Below are 16,205 nucleotides of genomic sequence, written 5' to 3'. Positions count from 1 at the left end.
AAGATTAGAATGAACCATATCAAAACTATAGCTAACCTGGATCGCTCGAGTGTCCTGCACCCGTTCACCCAGCTTAAGGAATACGCCAGTGGCAAGATCGGCGATCCAACGATCGTCACGGGAGGCAAGGGCATCCGTATCGAAGACGCGCAGGGGCATAGCTACATCGACGGCTTTGCCGGCCTCTACTGTGTCAACATCGGCTACGGTCGAACGGAGGTAGCCGAGGCCATCGCACGGCAGGCTTACAAGCTTGCATATTACCATTCGTATGCGGCCCATACTACTGAAGAGCTCGCTATCTTGTCCGATCGTCTTGTGCGAATGGGACCCGGAAAGCCGAGCAAGGTCTTCTATGGGTTGTCCGGATCAGACGCGAACGAGACGCAGGCGAAGCTCGTTTGGTATTACAACAACCTGCGTGGACAGCCTAAGAAGAAAAAGATCATCTCGCGTGAGCGCGGTTACCATGGCTGCTCGGTGATTTCGGGATCGATGACCGGTATGTCATTCTACCATGATCATATGGATCTTCCCTTTCCGGGCATTTTGCACACCGGCACGCCGCACCACTACTGGGGCGCTGAGCCAGGCGAGACGGAAGAGGCGTTCTCTCGACGGCGAGCGGCTGAGCTTGAACAGCTCATCTTGCGAGAGGGGCCGGAAACGGTTGGTGCCTTCATCGCGGAGCCGGTACTCGGTACCGGGGGTATCACACCTCCGCCGGCGGGCTACTGGCACGAAGTCCAAGCTGTGCTCAGGCGCTACGACGTTCTTCTGATCGCGGATGAGGTCGTTTGCGGCTTCGGCCGAACCGGCGCTGATTTCGGCAGCACCCTCTACGAGATCGAGCCGGACCTGGTGACAGTTGCTAAGGGCCTGACATCTGGCTACGTGCCTCTTTCGGGAGCTATCGTAGGTGAGAAGGTTTATGCTGTTATGGAGGGGGCTGCCGAGCGCGTCGGGGCCTTCTCGCATGGCTATACCTATTCTGGACATCCGATCGCGGCCGCGGCAGCAAACGCGGTCCTCGATATTGTTGAGAAGGAGCAACTGAGCGATCGCGCCAGGATCGTGGGCTCGCATTTCCAGAAGCGGCTAAAGGAGCGGTTTGCACAGCTAGAAATTGTTGGCGAGGTGCGCGGCGTCGGATTGCTGGGCGCCGTCGAGTTCGTCGCAGACCGCCACACCAAACAGCGATTTGACCCGCAACTCAAGGTTGGCGCCCGCATCTCAAAGGCCGCCCGGGATCGGGGACTTATCGCTCGAGCAATGCCACATGGGGACATTCTAGGTTTCGCGCCGCCGCTAGTCGTGTCCGAGGCTGAAATTGATGAGATCGTGGACCTTGCGTATCGAGCGACGAAGCAGGTGATGGACGAACTAGCAAAGGAATCCACCACGGTTTAATCTTCGCCTTTAGAATGCCGGCGGGACCTCGCTCTCATCGAGAGTCCCGCGGCAGAACCGCGGGGTAGAGGATCCGTAACAAATTCAACTATTGTCATTGCGTCGAACGTCTTGCTATTTCGGAAAGTGAATCTCTGGCGGGTCGCTATACTTCTTCACGCGCTGCGGCGGAAAGCTGGCTGGTCATATCAAGCGACCAACGGGTCGATCGGGATGTCCATATCAAAAGCCCGCGCAACGTGATTGTCTGCTCGCGCGGTTGCCTTGAGACATTGGAGCGCGTCAGGCCTCTGACGTGATCTGACATTGAGGTGGCCCCGAGACCTTGTGCTCTGATCTTTCCTCGTATCAAGCTGCTGGCATCGAACGGCGAGTGCCAACGACAGCAGAGCAGGCTATCTCCCGACGATAAGCCGCTGCTTTCATTGACGCTCCTCCATCGGTTGTACGCTTGATGCAACGTTTCCGTAAGGGGGCTTGTCGGCGAGACGAATGCTCGCAGCCCTGGTAATATCGGTAGCGTAGGACCAGCATGCCGAAAGCAAGCGGACACTGCGTCATGGGCGCCGAATTTCGGCAGAATCGCGCGAAACATTGCACTTAATCGGTTTTGACGGGGGGCTACGGTCGCGAAAACGAGCGCAGCTCTCCAGGCGCTCGATGCAATTAACGAGGAGATCAGGGATGACGCGCTTGGTGGTTAAAGAAATTGTTGCGGGCTTCGTTGCGGAAATCACGGATTTCCCCGTCCATAACATGGACGAGCAGGTCGCTATCGACCTGCGGAATGCGTGGACAAAATACCCGGTACTGCGGTTTCGCAATGTCCCGATCGGCGATGCCGAGCAGATTGCGATTACGAAGGCACTGGGCCCCATCTTTCTTACGACAAATGTGCAGCACGGTAAACGCGAGGACTCGCCGGAAATATTTGTAATTGCGAACAAGAAGAATCCGGACGGAACGCCTGCAGGCGATCTCGGTGATGGAGAGGTACAGTGGCACACCGATCACTGGTGGATCAAGCAGCCGCCCTCGGCGGCCCTCCTCCGTGCATTGGAGGTGCCTCCAGCTGGCGGGAACACGTATTGGGCGAACATGTACAGCGCATATGCCGCACTTCCTGACTCGATGAAGGCGCGCTTGCGTGGGCTGTATATTCACCACCAGGACGTGCTCGACATTTCCGGTGCTCCACGCCGGGGTAAGGAAATGCCTGCGTCCAAGGATTTTGCCGCTTGGTCGGGTGTCGATCACCCGATCGTCATGCGACACCCAGCTTCTGGGAAGCCTTGCCTCTATCTCGGTGCCGGCCGAGAGAGGCAGGTGATCGTCGGCATGAGGCAGGACGAGGCGAGTGAGCTGCTAGACCAATTGTGGCAGTGCGCGACTAGTCCCGACCACGTCTGGCATCAGGAGTGGAGGCCGGGTGATATGATAATCTGGGACAACCGCTGTCTTCTTCATCGCCGGGACCAGTTCGATCCGCGGTCGGTTCGCCTGATGCACCGCACGACCGCCCAAGGACAGCGCCCGGTAGCGGCAGCCTAACGATGGTATCCAGGAGCGCTCTCGTCTGTGTCAGGATGAGGGCGTGCAAGTCGCGAGCTCAAGGCGGAAAATATCAGCCAAGGGCCGACTTACTCTCACGACCGCTGGCTGAGAACTCAGGAGGGATTGCCATGACTGATTCAGTCGATATCAAGCCTCGACAATTCGGCTGGAACCGCAGGGCCCTGCTACAAGGCGCGGCGGCGAGCATGACGATTCCTGCACTTGCTCGGGCGACCGAGGCCTTTGCGCAGGAAAAACTCACTGGCAGCGGTGAAGTCGTGGTTTATAGCTACGGCGGCTCTTTCACTGAGGGTGTCCGGCGACAGGTGTACGAGCCGTTCACGAAGGCCACGGGAATCAAGGTGGTGGATGTCGTGGCCGACCTCGCCGAGCCTCAAGTCAAGGCGATGCACCAGGCCGGGCGGATCGATTGGGACATCGCCTATGTCGTGGCGCAGAACTATCCGGAAATGCACGAGGCCGGAATGTTCGTGCCGATTGACTACAGCCTTTGGGACGAGGAGTCGCTCGCGGGCACGCCCGCCCGGACTCGTCTAAAAGACGCCGTCGCCATATACGGGGTCGGCATGGTGCTCGCTTATGACCAGCGCGCCTATCCGGAGCGCGGTCCGCAAAGTTGGGCGGATTTTTGGGACGTCAAGAAGTTCCCGGGGCCGCGCGGGCTTTTCGCTTCCGAGGCGACCCGCAACATCGTTTCCGCACTCCTCGCCGCCGGAGTTGCAACGAAAGATATCTGGCCGCTCACCGATGACAAAATTGGTCAAGCGTTCGACAAGCTCAGCGGACTTAAGCCGCACATTACGAAGTGGTGGGCCGCTGGCGGAGAGCCGATCCAGCTCTTGATCAACCGGGAATACGCGATGAGCAACGTCTATGACGGCCGCGCGTTGGCCGCTATCCGCCAAGGCGCGCCGATCAAGCTCGTATGGAACGGGGGGTACTTGAGATACAACTACGCGACCATCCTGAAAGGTGGCCCGAACACGGCGAATGCGCAGAAGCTTTTCGCCTTCTTGAACCGGGCGCGGATTGCAGCTGGGTGGACACAGGGCACGGGCTATCCTGGACCGAACACAAACCAGCTCGACTATCTTCCGGCCGAGTTGATCCCGCTGCTCAACATCAATCCCGAGAATATCGGGAAGTGTGTCATCGAGGACACCGGATGGCTCGCAGCCAAACGGCCGGACGGAAAGACAAATGTGGATTATCTGCAGGAACGTTGGCTGGCATGGCGTACACGATAAGCTCTACCGAAATTCAAAAAACCACTCGGGCCTTGCAACCGGCCCGGCCCACTCCATGGGCCTGGCTCATGCTGCCTGGAAGTATCTTCCTCGCGGTGCTCTTCGTTGTCCCGCTCGGCTGGCTCTTGTTGCTGTCCTTTGGGGCCCCTGACTGGACGATCGCGCATTTCGTGCGCATCGCGCAAAATCCTGCCTATATCGGTGTACTGCGCACCACGTTACAGATTAGCTGCGTGGTGACTGCGCTTACGTTCGTCCTATCCTACCCAATCGCCTACGCGCTTACGACGGGTGGAACAAAGCTGCGCACGTTTTTACTAATCGCAGTCGTGCTGCCCTTCTTTACGAGCGTTCTGGCGCGGACCTTTGCATGGGTAGTCCTTCTCGGACGGAATGGCGTTATCAACGAAATCCTGCTCCAGCTCGGCTGGGTGTCCCAACCGGTTGCGCTGCTCTACAACCGAATCGGCGTGATCGCCGGCATGACTCACGTGGTCATGCCGCTGATGATCCTGCCGATGCTCACGGTGATGTCCAGCATCGACCAGAGACTGCTGCGTGCCGCGCGAGCTAACGGAGCGAGCCCGCTCGCAGCCTTCCTCACCGTTTTTCTGCCGCTCAGCTTGCCTGGCCTTATCGCAGGTATTTTGCTCGTCTTCATCAACTGCCTCGGCTTCTACATTACTCCGGCATTGCTCGGTGGCGTGTCGGACGTCACCATCACCATGGAGATCAGCGCGCAAGTCGTGGGTCAGCTCAATTGGAACTTTGGCGCCGCCTTGTCCACTGTCCTGTTGGTGGCTGTCATGGCCGTGCTGTGGTTAGGCTCTCGGTTCTTCCCCATTGAACAATTATTGGGGTTCTCCGACGATAAAATCGGCTTGGATAAAACCGCCCGGCGTCAAATGGGTACGCAGTGGCTAATGCGGATCGGCTCCGCCGCGAACGCGCTCGATCGGTGGCTCCCTTCCATGGGAGGTCGGGGTATCCCAATCTTCGCCAGCTTCTTGGCTGTACTTCTCCTTCTGCCGGTAGTGATCGTTGCGTACCTGTCGTTCAGCGCTTCGTCCTATTTTGTTTTCCCCGTACCGGGCTACTCGTTGCAAAACTACGAACGCTATTTTTCCGACCCTTTGTGGTTGCGGGCAACCGTCACTAGCATCCGTATTGCATTAATGGCCACCACCATGGCAACCATGCTTGGCGCCATGCTCGCCTTCGGCTTGTCGCGTGGCCGTATCCGCGGCCGTGGAGCGATGATCGCGCTCGTGCTCTCGCCCATTATCATGCCAACGGTCGTGGTGGCGGTTGCGACCTACTTCGTGCTGGTCCAGGTGGGGCTGCAGGGTACAGAGTTTGGCTTGGCACTTGGTCATGCTGTGCATGCCATCCCTTACGTCGTCGTGATCGTGGTTGCCAATCTACGTGACCTCAATCCAACATACGAGCGTGCGGCGCGCAGCCTTGGCGCTGGGCCCCTAGCCACGTTCCGCACGATCATCGCCCCACTCGTTATGCCGGCACTCATCGTCGCCGCGTTCTTGGCATTCCTTATCTCGTTCGACGACGTCGTCTACGTGCTGTTTCTCGGGATCGGAAGAATAGCCACTCTGCCGATGCGCATGTGGGAAGGGATCACGCAAGACATAAATCCCACCATTGCAGCCGTAGCCACGCTGCAGATGGTATTCGCGACGATCGTGATTTTCGTCAATACGCTGCTCGGTCGCCGAAAGGCGCAAAGCTAAGGAGTAGGTTGTGTACGAATCAAACGTCATCACTCTAGGGAGCTAAAATGTTGATGAGGGCCATGCCGAGCAGCACTGACGTGAAAACCGGCGGCATAGCGCTGCATAGCCTGCAAAAGCGCTATGGTGCAGCGATGGCGGTCGACGACGTCAGTCTTTCCGTCTCGCCAGGAGAATTCATCTCCTTGCTCGGTCCTAGCGGATCGGGGAAAACCACGACGCTCATGATGATCGCTGGTTTCGAGATGCCGGACAGCGGCCGGGTGCTTCTGGACGACAAGGACATCACGCGCCTACCGCCGCACCGTCGCGAACTCGGCGTGATCTTCCAGAACTATGCTCTATTCCCACATATGACAGTCGCGGAGAACGTGGCGTATCCTCTTCGAATGAGGCGTGTCCCGAAGGCACAGCTCGAAGCTCGCGTCAATCGAGTGCTCGATCAGGTACACTTAGGTGCTTTTGCTGCACGTCGCCCGCACCAACTGTCCGGTGGTCAGCAGCAGAGAGTCGCAATAGCCCGCGCATTGGTGTTCGATCCACCCGTTCTTCTCCTCGACGAGCCACTGGGCGCGCTAGACAAGAAGCTGCGCCAGCATCTCCGGAACGAGATTAAGACGCTGCACCGAGACGTCGGCAAGACGATGATCTACGTCACGCACGATCAGGAAGAAGCGCTTGCCATGTCCGATCGGGTGGCAGTGATGCACGAGGGGCGGATTCGGCAGGTCTCCGCACCGCAGGACATCTATCGCAGGCCTGCAGACTTGTTCGTGGCAAGCTTCGTGGGTGAGGTCAACCTGATACCCGCAAAGCTTAGGTCCGGCGTCGCTCACGGTCCTGCAGACGAGACGTTGGCTGCACCGGCATGGTCTGATGGGGACATGGATGCAACGCTTTGCGTGCGACCGGAACATTTGCATCTCGGCACAGGCGAGGCGGCGGCCCCTGGTATTCAAGGGCACGTCACTGGCATGACATTCGTCGGGGACGCGACGATCGTCGAATTCCGGAGCAACTCAGGCTTGCAGCTCACTTCCAAGGTGTTGAACATATCGGCTGGCGCAATGCTAGGCGTCGGCGACAACTGTACCGCCTCTTGGGCTACCAACGATGCAACCATTCTGACTGAATAGGTTGGCAGCCTGCCAACAAATACTGTTAAGGCCTGCCGCCGTTTGAAATGCGCAGCGCCGCTAAACGCAAAGCAATAGAGATTAAACATGACCAAGAGCCCTGCGCTTACGATTCTCCTCAACCACCCTGCCGCGGAATCTTATGCTCGCCTCATAGGAGAACGCTTCCCGCACGTTCGCGCGATTGTAGCGCCGGATCCTGCTCGGCTTGAGCAGCACATTGGCGAGGCAGACGCGCTACTTGCATTCCGCTTCCCTGTTGAGGTGTTTGATAAGGCGAAGAAGCTGCGTTGGTTTCAGTGCACTGGCGCCGGTGTCGACTCGATCTTCTCCATCCGCGATAAAGCGGAGCACATCACAGTGACGAACGCGCGCGGTATCCACGGCGATATCATCGCGGATTACGTCATGGCCGGTGTCACGATGTTACACTGGAATTTCCGAAAGCTCCTGCGCGAGCAGGCTGAGCGCGAGTGGAAACCGAGTTACGTGGCCCCGTTGGCCGAAAAGACGCTCGGCGTCGTTGGCCTCGGCTCTATCGGGACAACTATTGCCCGGCGGGCCAAGAGCGCGCGGATGACGGTCTTCGGCTCGAAGCGTGACGCATCCACTCCCGTCGAGGGGGTCGACAGGCTCTTTGCGTCGGACGCTCTTCGGGACCTGCTCCCGCTTTGCGATTTCGTGGTGCTGGCCGTACCTGCAACTGCGCAGACGGTGGGCCTAATCGGTGCAACCGAGATCGCGTGCATGCGACCCGACGCCTTTCTGATCAACATCGCGCGTGGGAATGCCATTGTGGAGGCCGAGCTGATCAAAGCTCTCCAGGGCAGCGCCATCGCGGGCGCGATGCTCGACGTGTTTGAACGAGAACCACTGTCGAAGGAAAGCCCGCTGTGGGACCTTCCAAACGTAATTGTAACGCCTCACGTCGCGGGAAGTCCGAGCAACTATACAGAGCGAGCATTCACCGTCGTAGGAGATAACATCGAACGATTCCTCAATGGCCAGCCGCTGAAAAACGTTGTCGATCTGAGGCGTGGCTATTGATGATGCCTTCGCAGTGAATCTCCCTTGGAAGGGCCGACTGTTCGACTCTCCCATTCCCCTACGCGTTTGATTCATAAACAGATCGACCGTGCTGCTGCACTCCGAGGGGCCAAGGTTTAAGAGCTTCCAGGGTACCGAGGCTGGCGCCGGCCAGTTTGGCCGTACAATAGCCTCTTCCGTCGCCCAAGTCGTCTAGAGAAACTGGACAGATCCGTGTCTCACCGTGAGCGACTGGCCTTGAAGAAGTGACGTACCCACTCGATCTCGGCTAGCACTGCTTCTTGCAAACTAGGGAGCCGCTACGATGGCTGACGAGCCGATCGGGCTGAACCATGGCCTAACAAATTACGGCGATTTCGATTTTGCACGCTTCCTCAGGCGCTCTTTCGCCCGGTCGATGGGCATCTCGTCAAAGATGCTCGAGAAGCCGATCGTCGGCATCGCGATGACTCCCTCCGGCTTCAACAACTGTCATCGCTGTATGCCAGAGCTAGTAGAGGCAGTCTCGCGTGGCGTGCTCGCTTCGGGCGCGTTGCCTCGACCATTCCCGACAGTCTCGCTCGGCGAGGTCTTTCTCAATCCGACGAGCATGATGTATCGAAACCTCATGGCCATGGACACAGAAGAAATGATCAGTGCCCAGCCCATGGATGCAGTCGTCCTAATCGGGGGGTGTGACAAGACGGTTCCGGCGCAGTTGATGGGGGCAGCTTCGGCAAACCTACCGGCAGTCCAACTCGTCACCGGACCGATGTTAACGGGGCGGCACAAAGGGCAGAGACTCGGTGCCTGCACCGACTGTCGCGCCTTCTGGGGGAAATACCGAGCCGGCGCCGTCGACTTGGATGAGATCAAGGCTGTGGAAGGACGTTTAGCTGTGACAGCCGGTACGTGCGCTGTTATGGGAACGGCGTCAACCATGGCTTGCATCGCGGAAACGCTTGGCATGACGCTGCCGGGGACCGCCGCTATTCCCGCCGTTCATGCCGATCGCCTGGTTGCCGCTGAAGAGAGTGGCAAGGCGGCGGCCGGCCTCATCGCGAGCAAGCTCACACCTCGAGACGTCATCACGCGCGAGTCAGTCGAAAACGCGCTCCGCGTTCTTCTGGCCGTAGGCGGGTCTACCAACGCCGTCGTGCACCTTGCTGCCATCGCCGGCCGCTTGGGCATCAAGATCCCGTTGTCACGTTTCAACGAACTTTCAGATGAGACTCCAGTTCTTGTCGACCTGAAACCAGTCGGCGAGGGCTACATGGAGGACTTCCACGCCGCTGGCGGTGTCGGAGCATTGCTGCGCGAACTGCGCCCTCTTCTTTATCTGGATACTATCGATGTCGAGGGACGCCGTCTCGGCGAGCGTCTCGCCGAGCCCAATGAGTGGATCGACCGGGCTATTATCCGCTCCTTCGATAATCCAATCTCGAACGTCGGCGGGCTAGTCGCCCTAAACGGGAACCTAGCGCCCGAGGGCGCAATCTTTAAGCGAGCGGCGGCAACGCCTTCATTGTTCGAGTCCGAAGGGAGAGCGGTTGTGTTCACCGGGCTTGAGGACCTGAGTAAGCGGATCGATGATCCGGACCTCGATGTCAGGCCGGATGACATCCTGGTCCTGCAGAACGCCGGCCCGTACGCTGCTGGCATGCCGGAAGCTGGCTATTTGCCTATCCCAAAGAGACTTGCCCAGGCAGGCGTAAAGGACATGGTGCGCATCTCGGATGCGCGGATGTCCGGGACAGCTTTTGGATCGATCGTTTTGCACATCGCGCCCGAGGCGGCGATCGGAGGGCCACTTGCAGCTGTTCGCAATGGCGATCGCATCCGGCTCTCCATTACCAACAAGAGCATCAATTTGCTGGTTGAAGATTTCGAGATCAAGCGGCGGTTGACCGAACACCGGCCGCCACCAGTGCCCGTGCGCGGGTACAAGTCGCTCTATCGGCGCTCAGTGCTCCAAGCGCCAAATGGCTGCGATTTCGACTTTCTGGCCGATGGAAATGCGAGCTAGCCTTCGTCCTCACTGATCCACAGTCAGGCCGCTTTACCGTGGCAATCAGTATAAGATCGTGGCACAATTCTCGTGCTGCTAAAAGGAGGCGGGCTGCTCGACCTGCGGCCTAAGAGCACGAAGCATCATCGGGGGGGGCTGGTGGCCAATCGAACTCGAGGGCCGACGAGCTCGAATGGGTGTGGGGCCGACAAGCGCCAACGAGTGGATCGTGCGTCACGCCCCTCGTAGAATGACTGCATCCATTACGTGCTTACAAGCCGCGCGAAGGCGATCGACAGTCGAAGACGGCTTCGCCATCTTCCTGTTAGTCGCAGAATTTCGGCAGTATCAGTATCCATATCGGCGGAATTCGGCCCAAAGCGAGGATATGCTTTGTCCATGACATCACAAGCTCCACGCTCTCTTGGAATCCTTCACCTTGAACGCGGGCTCCCGTCCGGCGCCAAGCCACCGACGCCGGTGCCCGGCTCGATGCTGAGCTCGGCCACTTTCGACTTTCCGACCATCTCGGAAACGGTCGCCGGAGCGTGGGTGGAAAACGTCGTTCGCGGTGATCCGGCGCTTGAGCCAGCCTTCATCGCGGCTGCTCGGCGGCTAGTTGAACGAGGCGCTGTCGCGATCAGCTCAACCTGCGGCTTCTCTATCCGCCATCAGCAGGCGGTGGCTGCTTCGGTGAATGTGCCCGTGGTAATGTCCAGTCTGCTCTTGTTGCCATCATTGCTCCGCCAGCTCTCGCCCCGAGGCAAGATCGCTGTTCTAACCTATGACTCGAATCATTGTGGCGAGGATCTGCTTGCGATCGATGATCCGGATGACCGGGCAAAAGTCGTGATCGGTGGCATCGAAGGTGGTAAATTCTGGCATGACGAGCTGAAACGTCCTGCCCCGCCGACTGACGTGGCTGCTATCGAGACAGATGTAGCCGCCTGCATCGCGCGGCTTCATGCCTCGCACCCGGACATCGCTGTCATCCTATTTGAATGCGCGGCATTCCCCGTGGTCGCGCCCGCGATTCGGCGGATCGCGAAGCTGCCCGTCTTTGACATCGCAAGTCTCTGCCGGATGACGATGGCGTCCATAGGCTGAAGTCGTTGCTGGCGGTCGCCTGTGGTCAGATCGTTAGGAGGCTGGTTGGTCCGACTCAAGGTCTTCGCGGCAAGCCGGCCGGACCGCACTTCACTCGCGGGTAAGGGGCGTCACTAAACAACTGCGAGAAAATGGCGCTTTTGCCAGACCTAAAAGCGTTGCCGGATCCTCATCTGTCGCGCCCGCGATCTACAAAGGCGTGCTCGGCCATTCGTTGTCACGTGCAGAGATCGATCTTTGAGAGCACTTGGACCGCGAAGATCACGAGTTACCTGGCTGGAGCGCTCTGCCGGTTCAATTTCCGGCGCCATGAAGAGAACCGTCTTTTCAGTCTACACCACGGATCGGTAGGTGGCGGTGCCTCGCCGCAAAGTACGCGCCAGCGAACTGGAACGAATAAACCTGGAGATATAACTACATGAAAAAGGAATTGCATTTCGATCGAACCGAGTTCGCCGCACGTGTCTCGGCCGTAAAGAAAGAGATGGCTAAGCGCGGGATCGACATCCTGCTCCTCTCGGAGCCAGCAAATCAAAACTACCTGACCGGGTATAACGCATACTCATTTTATACGCCACAGGCGGTGATCGTGGCGCTCAATCACGATGAACCAATTTGGATCGGGCGGTTCATGGATCGTATCTCGGCCGTAATGACGACTTATTTGGCCGACGACAACATCAGGGCCTATCCCGATCGCTACGTACAATCGAGCTTATCGCCGTGTGACTTTATGGCCGAGGTCGCAATAGAACTGGGCGGTGAAAAGGCGAGAATCGGCGTGGAGATGGGAAGTTATTACTATTCTGCGCGTGCACATGCCGACCTTGTTCGAGCATTGCCGCTCGCTGAATTTGTTGACGCCGATATCCTTGTGAACTGGATTCGAATTGTGAAAAGCTCGGCGGAAATCTCTATTATGCGCCAAGCTGGCCGGATCGCCGATGCAATGATGCAGCGGGCTATCGATACGATAGAGCCTGGCGTGCGTGAATGCGATATCGCGGCCGCGGTCTACCACCAGATGATGTCGGGTACACCAGAATTCGGAGGAGCTTATACCTGCTCACCGCCCTATCTCTGCATTGGCGAGCGCGCGATCGCGCCACATGCGGCCTGGACCGACGAGCCCCTGCCAGCTTCAACGGCGATCAATCTCGAACTCTTTGGAAACCGGCATCGATACCAAGTCAATCTGAGCCGGTCGATTTCTGTCGGTAAGCCGTCCGCGAGCTACCAGAAGCTCTCGGAAATCGTAGTCGAAGCTTTGAATGCTGGGCTAGAGAGCGTTCGGCCGGGGCGGACATGTTCGGACGTCGAAGGTTTCTTCCGGCAGGCACTCGCCCGCCATGGCTTCGAGAAAGAGGCAAGGCTTGGTTATTCGATCGGAGTAGGGTTTCCACCCGCGGTAGGTGAGCGCACTGCCAGCCTGCGCAAGGGAGATGAAACGGTCCTCCAGCCTGGCATGGTGTTCCACATGATGCCCGGCTTGTGGCTCGACAATGTGGGGATCACGATCACCCAATCGTTCGCGGTAACCGACCGTGGGCACGAGCCCCTGACGTCGACGCCGCGCAAGCTGTTCGTCAAATAATCCGGTGCTTGAATTGGACGTCCTATCTAGGACGCCGTTCCGATCGTGACGTTTTCGACGCTCGAGTCTCCTGAGAGCGTTGCGGATTGCGGGCTTTGGAGATCTGAAGGCGGAAAGCTTGCAGCACCACAAGAACCGTTGGCGCGTGTGCGACCGTAGTGCACGGGCGTATTACATGGGCTCAGAAAGGATGCGAACTCGCATGACCGTGAACTTGCAGGACGTCTTCGACAGAAACTGAAACCTTCAAATATTGCAATTTTGTGCAGAATTTCTGCGAGCTATTGATACATCCTTTCAATTTCTGATTGGTCTTTCGAGTAGTCTCCCAAGCATGCACCATCAAGGTAGATCCTGATATGATTAAGAACAGCGGCGCGCTCGGCATATTGATGTTGCAGGATTCCGCCCAGACACGGCCCGGAACGCTGTTCCATCCCTCGACCTTTCCATTTCCAACAATTTGCCGGCGCGTTTCGGGCGCCTGGGTCAGTAATGTTGTGTTTGGCGGTGAGGACGACAAAATGGCGGCCGCGTTCATAGCAGCGGCAAAAGAACTCGTGCGCGATGGCGCGGTCGCGATAACAAGTAATTGCGGGTTCACGATCAAATATCAAGAAGCGATGACGCGTGCTCTATCAGTGCGCGTTTCGATGTCTTCGTTGTTACTCTTGCCGTACCTCGCCGCGACGACAAAGGGACGTATTGGAATCCTGTCCTTCGATTCTAGGCCGCTGACGACCGATGTTCTAAGATCCGCCGGTGTCCAATCGCATGATCGCATAGCGATTGCTGGCATTGAGAAATCCAAGACTTGGCAAGTCGTTATGGCAGAGCCCGAGAATGACCGCGTCCTGTCAAAAGCAACCAAGAGTGACAACGTCGGTTCCCAGCTGGCGGAAGATGTGTTGACGGCCATCACGCTATTACGCAAGCGGCATGATGACATCGAGGTACTTCTGTTTGAATGCGCTGGATTTCCAGTAGTGGCTCAGGAGGTACGTAAGCGGACGGGGCTGCCGGTCTATGATGCCGTGAGCAATGCAAAACTGTTAATGGACGGGCTAGGTTAGCCGGCAGCACAATGCAACCGTCATATCGGACAAGGTGAGCGCCTTGGCAAACAGGCTGCGCGCCTCCGGATAGCAGGGAGGCTGCCGCGCGGTCTCCAGGTCGCAATTTGTCAATCCTCGCCGAGCAGATCTCGAAGGCAGCCGAGACCTGGACCTAGGTGTTCTCCGCTCTGCCACGGAATTTCGCTCGCACACCTTGTCGCAATATTTATCCGGGCTGGCTCGCGCGGTTCACGGGCTGAATTATCTTGCGCTTGCCTCGCTCGCGCAGGCTCACGCGCGAATGGGTGAAAAGCTGCGCATTGCGATACTTCGGCGCAGGATTTAAGAATTGCGTGCGCCCAAAATAGGGCATTTTGACCCTAACCCCCACTATTGTTGGCAAAAAAAACTATCCGCTACGCTCGCTGATAAGGATGTCTTCGTTCGAGGATTTAATTATGTGGCCGGCTCTCAGCAAAGAGTTCGGGATCTAAACCAACGGGGGAATTGATGGAAATCACTGCTTTGCCGTTTTTGATGGGGCAACTTGCGTCCGCACGGCAACGCGCTGCAGTGTTCTTAGACAATCTCGATGACATCTACGCGACCGCGGCTCGGCAGGACTGGGTCGCAAGATGGACAGATATCGGCGATTCCCAGTATCGTCTTGGCGACCTGAAGATCAGAGATTGCGTCGCGGACGAGGCTGCCGAAGCTTGGCTTTGCGCGCTTACCGCCCTTGAAGTCGCCCGCAGGTTGCTGGATCAAGACGGTACACAAGCTGAAGACGTTTCGGCCAAGATCGCCGCCGTCCTTCAGAGGTTCGCATCATCTTCCGATCAGAAGGTTGAGCGCGTTGAAATAGCTTGCTGTGATCAACCTTACGTCGCGGCCTACTTCTTGCGCAGTGGTAGTCCCAATTCATCCGGTCCAACAGTTATTTGCATGAGCAGGGAGGGAGAATCGGCCTCGACCATGCTCGGAAGGCTCTTGCCAGTGGTGATGGGTCGAGGCGTTTCGGTCCTTGTTCTCGGCCACGAGGACATATCAACTCACTACCAGACGCAAGTATTCTTGTCGTCTTGCCTGGACTACCTGTCGCTTCGGCCCGAGGTTGATAGCAGGCGGATCGGCGTCTACGGGGAAGGACTGTCGGCTGTCCTGGCTACTGATTTTGCTGCCTCTGATGAGCGCATCGCGGCGGCGGTTTGCGATGGGGGGCTTTGGAAGCGGGCGCGAACGCTAGCAAATATCCGCTGGTTAACAAGCAATGCAAATACAGTGAACGAGGCGAACGTCCTAGCGCGCCGTTCGCACTTTGTGCGACGGTTAAGATGCCCGGTGCTCGTCGTCGTCGGCGGATGCGGCACAGTCAGCGTGTCGGAGGCGATCGAGCTGCAAGCTGAGTGCTTGGCAGCACGTATCGATCTGGAGTTGACGATGGCTCGGATTATGCGGACGCCCTCGGGTGAAATTGAAAACTTCGTGAGTTCCGACGACAGTATTTTCGCTTGGCTGGAGCACAAGCTCACGCGCAACTTCGTCACATGATTTAGGTGGTGCGGAAGATAGCCGCGAGCACGCCTTCCAAGGACCAAACAACTTTTCGACGACAATTGCAAGCAGTGCCGCCCTCTGGCCGATCGTACGCCTCCGCTGACGGCCGCCTTGTTTGACGGAGGCGAGCGCTGCAGGTCCTAGGGGTAGTCCTAGGAGAAGCGCTATGACGATATCGCGGGCAGAGGTGATCACATCGGTAGAGCGGCGGCGGCGGTGGTCGCGAGATGAGAAGGAACGGCTAGTTGCAGCATCACTCGAGCCAGGAGCCACTGTTTCCGAGGTGGCTCGCATGGCCGGCCTTCATGTGAGCCAGCTGTTCCGGTGGCGTAAAGAGCTTTGCGAGCACGGTGAGACGAGCGTGGCGCCGTTCGTGCCGGTCGAGATTGGGCCGTCTGTGCCGGCGCGGGATGTGACCGAAGTACGATCGACGACGGCGTCGGCGCGTCGACGGAAGGGCCAGGGCATCATCGAGATCGACCTTGGTAGCGGACACCGCATCCGGGTCGATGGCGACGTTGATGGAGACGCGCTGCGTCGCGTTCTCGACGCCCTGGTGCGCCGATGATCCCGGTTCCGACAGGCGCGCGAGTGTGGCTCGCAACAGGCTACACCGATATGCGCAGAGGCTTTCCGTCGTTGGCACTCCAGGTACAGGAGGTGCTGCACAAAGACCCGCTCAACGGTCACCTGTTCGTCTTCCGCGGTCGCCGCAGCGATCTTGTGAAGGTGATCTGGCACG

At 58.0% G+C, this 16,205-nt stretch carries 13 protein-coding genes; all 13 read left to right on the top strand.

The window, feature by feature from the left end:
- The first annotated feature begins 9 nt into the window (after positions 1 to 9).
- Positions 10 to 1,410 carry an aminotransferase gene (locus CI41S_RS14705; RefSeq protein WP_139859964.1) on the top strand — a complete coding sequence of 467 codons (1,401 nt, stop codon included), beginning with the start codon at positions 10 to 12 and terminating at the stop codon, positions 1,408 to 1,410.
- 684 nt (positions 1,411 to 2,094) lie between these two features.
- Complete coding sequence (locus CI41S_RS14700) at positions 2,095 to 2,961, top strand: TauD/TfdA dioxygenase family protein (RefSeq protein WP_139859963.1); 867 nt, start codon at positions 2,095 to 2,097, stop codon at positions 2,959 to 2,961.
- 131 nt (positions 2,962 to 3,092) lie between these two features.
- Entirely contained in the window at positions 3,093 to 4,232 is a 1,140-nt protein-coding gene (locus tag CI41S_RS14695; protein ID WP_172628047.1) for an ABC transporter substrate-binding protein, read from the top strand.
- The gene (locus CI41S_RS14690; RefSeq protein WP_172628046.1) at positions 4,217 to 5,980 is read left to right on the top strand and encodes an ABC transporter permease subunit; all 1,764 of its coding nucleotides are present in this window, start codon (positions 4,217 to 4,219) and stop codon (positions 5,978 to 5,980) included. The genes CI41S_RS14695 and CI41S_RS14690 overlap by 16 nt, the downstream gene beginning before the upstream one ends.
- A 47-nt stretch (positions 5,981 to 6,027) precedes the next feature.
- Complete coding sequence (locus CI41S_RS14685) at positions 6,028 to 7,116, top strand: ABC transporter ATP-binding protein (RefSeq protein ID WP_244626516.1); 1,089 nt, start codon at positions 6,028 to 6,030, stop codon at positions 7,114 to 7,116.
- A gap of 87 nt (positions 7,117 to 7,203) precedes the next feature.
- Positions 7,204 to 8,163 carry a D-2-hydroxyacid dehydrogenase gene (locus CI41S_RS14680; protein ID WP_139859956.1) on the top strand — a complete coding sequence of 320 codons (960 nt, stop codon included), beginning with the start codon at positions 7,204 to 7,206 and terminating at the stop codon, positions 8,161 to 8,163.
- 304 nt (positions 8,164 to 8,467) lie between these two features.
- Positions 8,468 to 10,168: a dihydroxy-acid dehydratase gene (locus tag CI41S_RS14675; protein WP_139859954.1), complete on the top strand. Its 1,701-nt coding sequence runs from the start codon at positions 8,468 to 8,470 to the stop codon at positions 10,166 to 10,168.
- 474 nt (positions 10,169 to 10,642) lie between these two features.
- Positions 10,643 to 11,257 carry an aspartate/glutamate racemase family protein gene (locus CI41S_RS43475; protein WP_347339247.1) on the top strand — a complete coding sequence of 205 codons (615 nt, stop codon included), beginning with the start codon at positions 10,643 to 10,645 and terminating at the stop codon, positions 11,255 to 11,257.
- 418 nt (positions 11,258 to 11,675) lie between these two features.
- Entirely contained in the window at positions 11,676 to 12,851 is a 1,176-nt protein-coding gene (locus CI41S_RS14665) for a M24 family metallopeptidase (RefSeq protein WP_139859952.1), read from the top strand.
- A gap of 359 nt (positions 12,852 to 13,210) precedes the next feature.
- Positions 13,211 to 13,924: an aspartate/glutamate racemase family protein gene (locus CI41S_RS14660; protein ID WP_139859949.1), complete on the top strand. Its 714-nt coding sequence runs from the start codon at positions 13,211 to 13,213 to the stop codon at positions 13,922 to 13,924.
- Between the two features lie 492 nt (positions 13,925 to 14,416).
- Positions 14,417 to 15,457 carry an alpha/beta hydrolase family protein gene (locus tag CI41S_RS14655; RefSeq protein WP_139859947.1) on the top strand — a complete coding sequence of 347 codons (1,041 nt, stop codon included), beginning with the start codon at positions 14,417 to 14,419 and terminating at the stop codon, positions 15,455 to 15,457.
- A gap of 172 nt (positions 15,458 to 15,629) precedes the next feature.
- Entirely contained in the window at positions 15,630 to 16,031 is a 402-nt protein-coding gene (tnpA, locus tag CI41S_RS14650; RefSeq protein ID WP_139859349.1) for an IS66-like element accessory protein TnpA, read from the top strand.
- Positions 16,028 to 16,205: IS66 family insertion sequence element accessory protein TnpB (gene tnpB, locus CI41S_RS14645; protein WP_139859945.1), on the top strand; the 178-nt coding region annotated here is incomplete at its 3' end. The genes tnpA and tnpB, both read left to right, overlap by 4 nt.

This window comes from Bradyrhizobium ivorense (genome assembly GCF_900696085.1).
Classification (GTDB): Bacteria; Pseudomonadota; Alphaproteobacteria; order Rhizobiales; family Xanthobacteraceae; genus Bradyrhizobium; species Bradyrhizobium ivorense.
Note: the sequence above shows the minus strand (reverse complement) of the source record. Positions and strands in the feature narration are given on the sequence as shown.

Bases quoted from the DNA above. Each gene is read 5' to 3' on its own strand.
- CI41S_RS14705 (WP_139859964.1), top strand. From the start codon at position 10: ATGAACCATATCAAAACTATAGCTAACCTGGATCGCTCGAGTGTCCTG.
- CI41S_RS14700 (WP_139859963.1), top strand. From the start codon at position 2,095: ATGACGCGCTTGGTGGTTAAAGAAATTGTTGCGGGCTTCGTTGCGGAA.
- CI41S_RS14695 (WP_172628047.1), top strand. From the start codon at position 3,093: ATGACTGATTCAGTCGATATCAAGCCTCGACAATTCGGCTGGAACCGC.
- CI41S_RS14690 (WP_172628046.1), top strand. From the start codon at position 4,217: ATGGCGTACACGATAAGCTCTACCGAAATTCAAAAAACCACTCGGGCC.
- CI41S_RS14685 (WP_244626516.1), top strand. From the start codon at position 6,028: ATGTTGATGAGGGCCATGCCGAGCAGCACTGACGTGAAAACCGGCGGC.
- CI41S_RS14680 (WP_139859956.1), top strand. From the start codon at position 7,204: ATGACCAAGAGCCCTGCGCTTACGATTCTCCTCAACCACCCTGCCGCG.
- CI41S_RS14675 (WP_139859954.1), top strand. From the start codon at position 8,468: ATGGCTGACGAGCCGATCGGGCTGAACCATGGCCTAACAAATTACGGC.
- CI41S_RS43475 (WP_347339247.1), top strand. From the start codon at position 10,643: ATGCTGAGCTCGGCCACTTTCGACTTTCCGACCATCTCGGAAACGGTC.
- CI41S_RS14665 (WP_139859952.1), top strand. From the start codon at position 11,676: ATGAAAAAGGAATTGCATTTCGATCGAACCGAGTTCGCCGCACGTGTC.
- CI41S_RS14660 (WP_139859949.1), top strand. From the start codon at position 13,211: ATGATTAAGAACAGCGGCGCGCTCGGCATATTGATGTTGCAGGATTCC.
- CI41S_RS14655 (WP_139859947.1), top strand. From the start codon at position 14,417: ATGGAAATCACTGCTTTGCCGTTTTTGATGGGGCAACTTGCGTCCGCA.
- tnpA (WP_139859349.1), top strand. From the start codon at position 15,630: ATGACGATATCGCGGGCAGAGGTGATCACATCGGTAGAGCGGCGGCGG.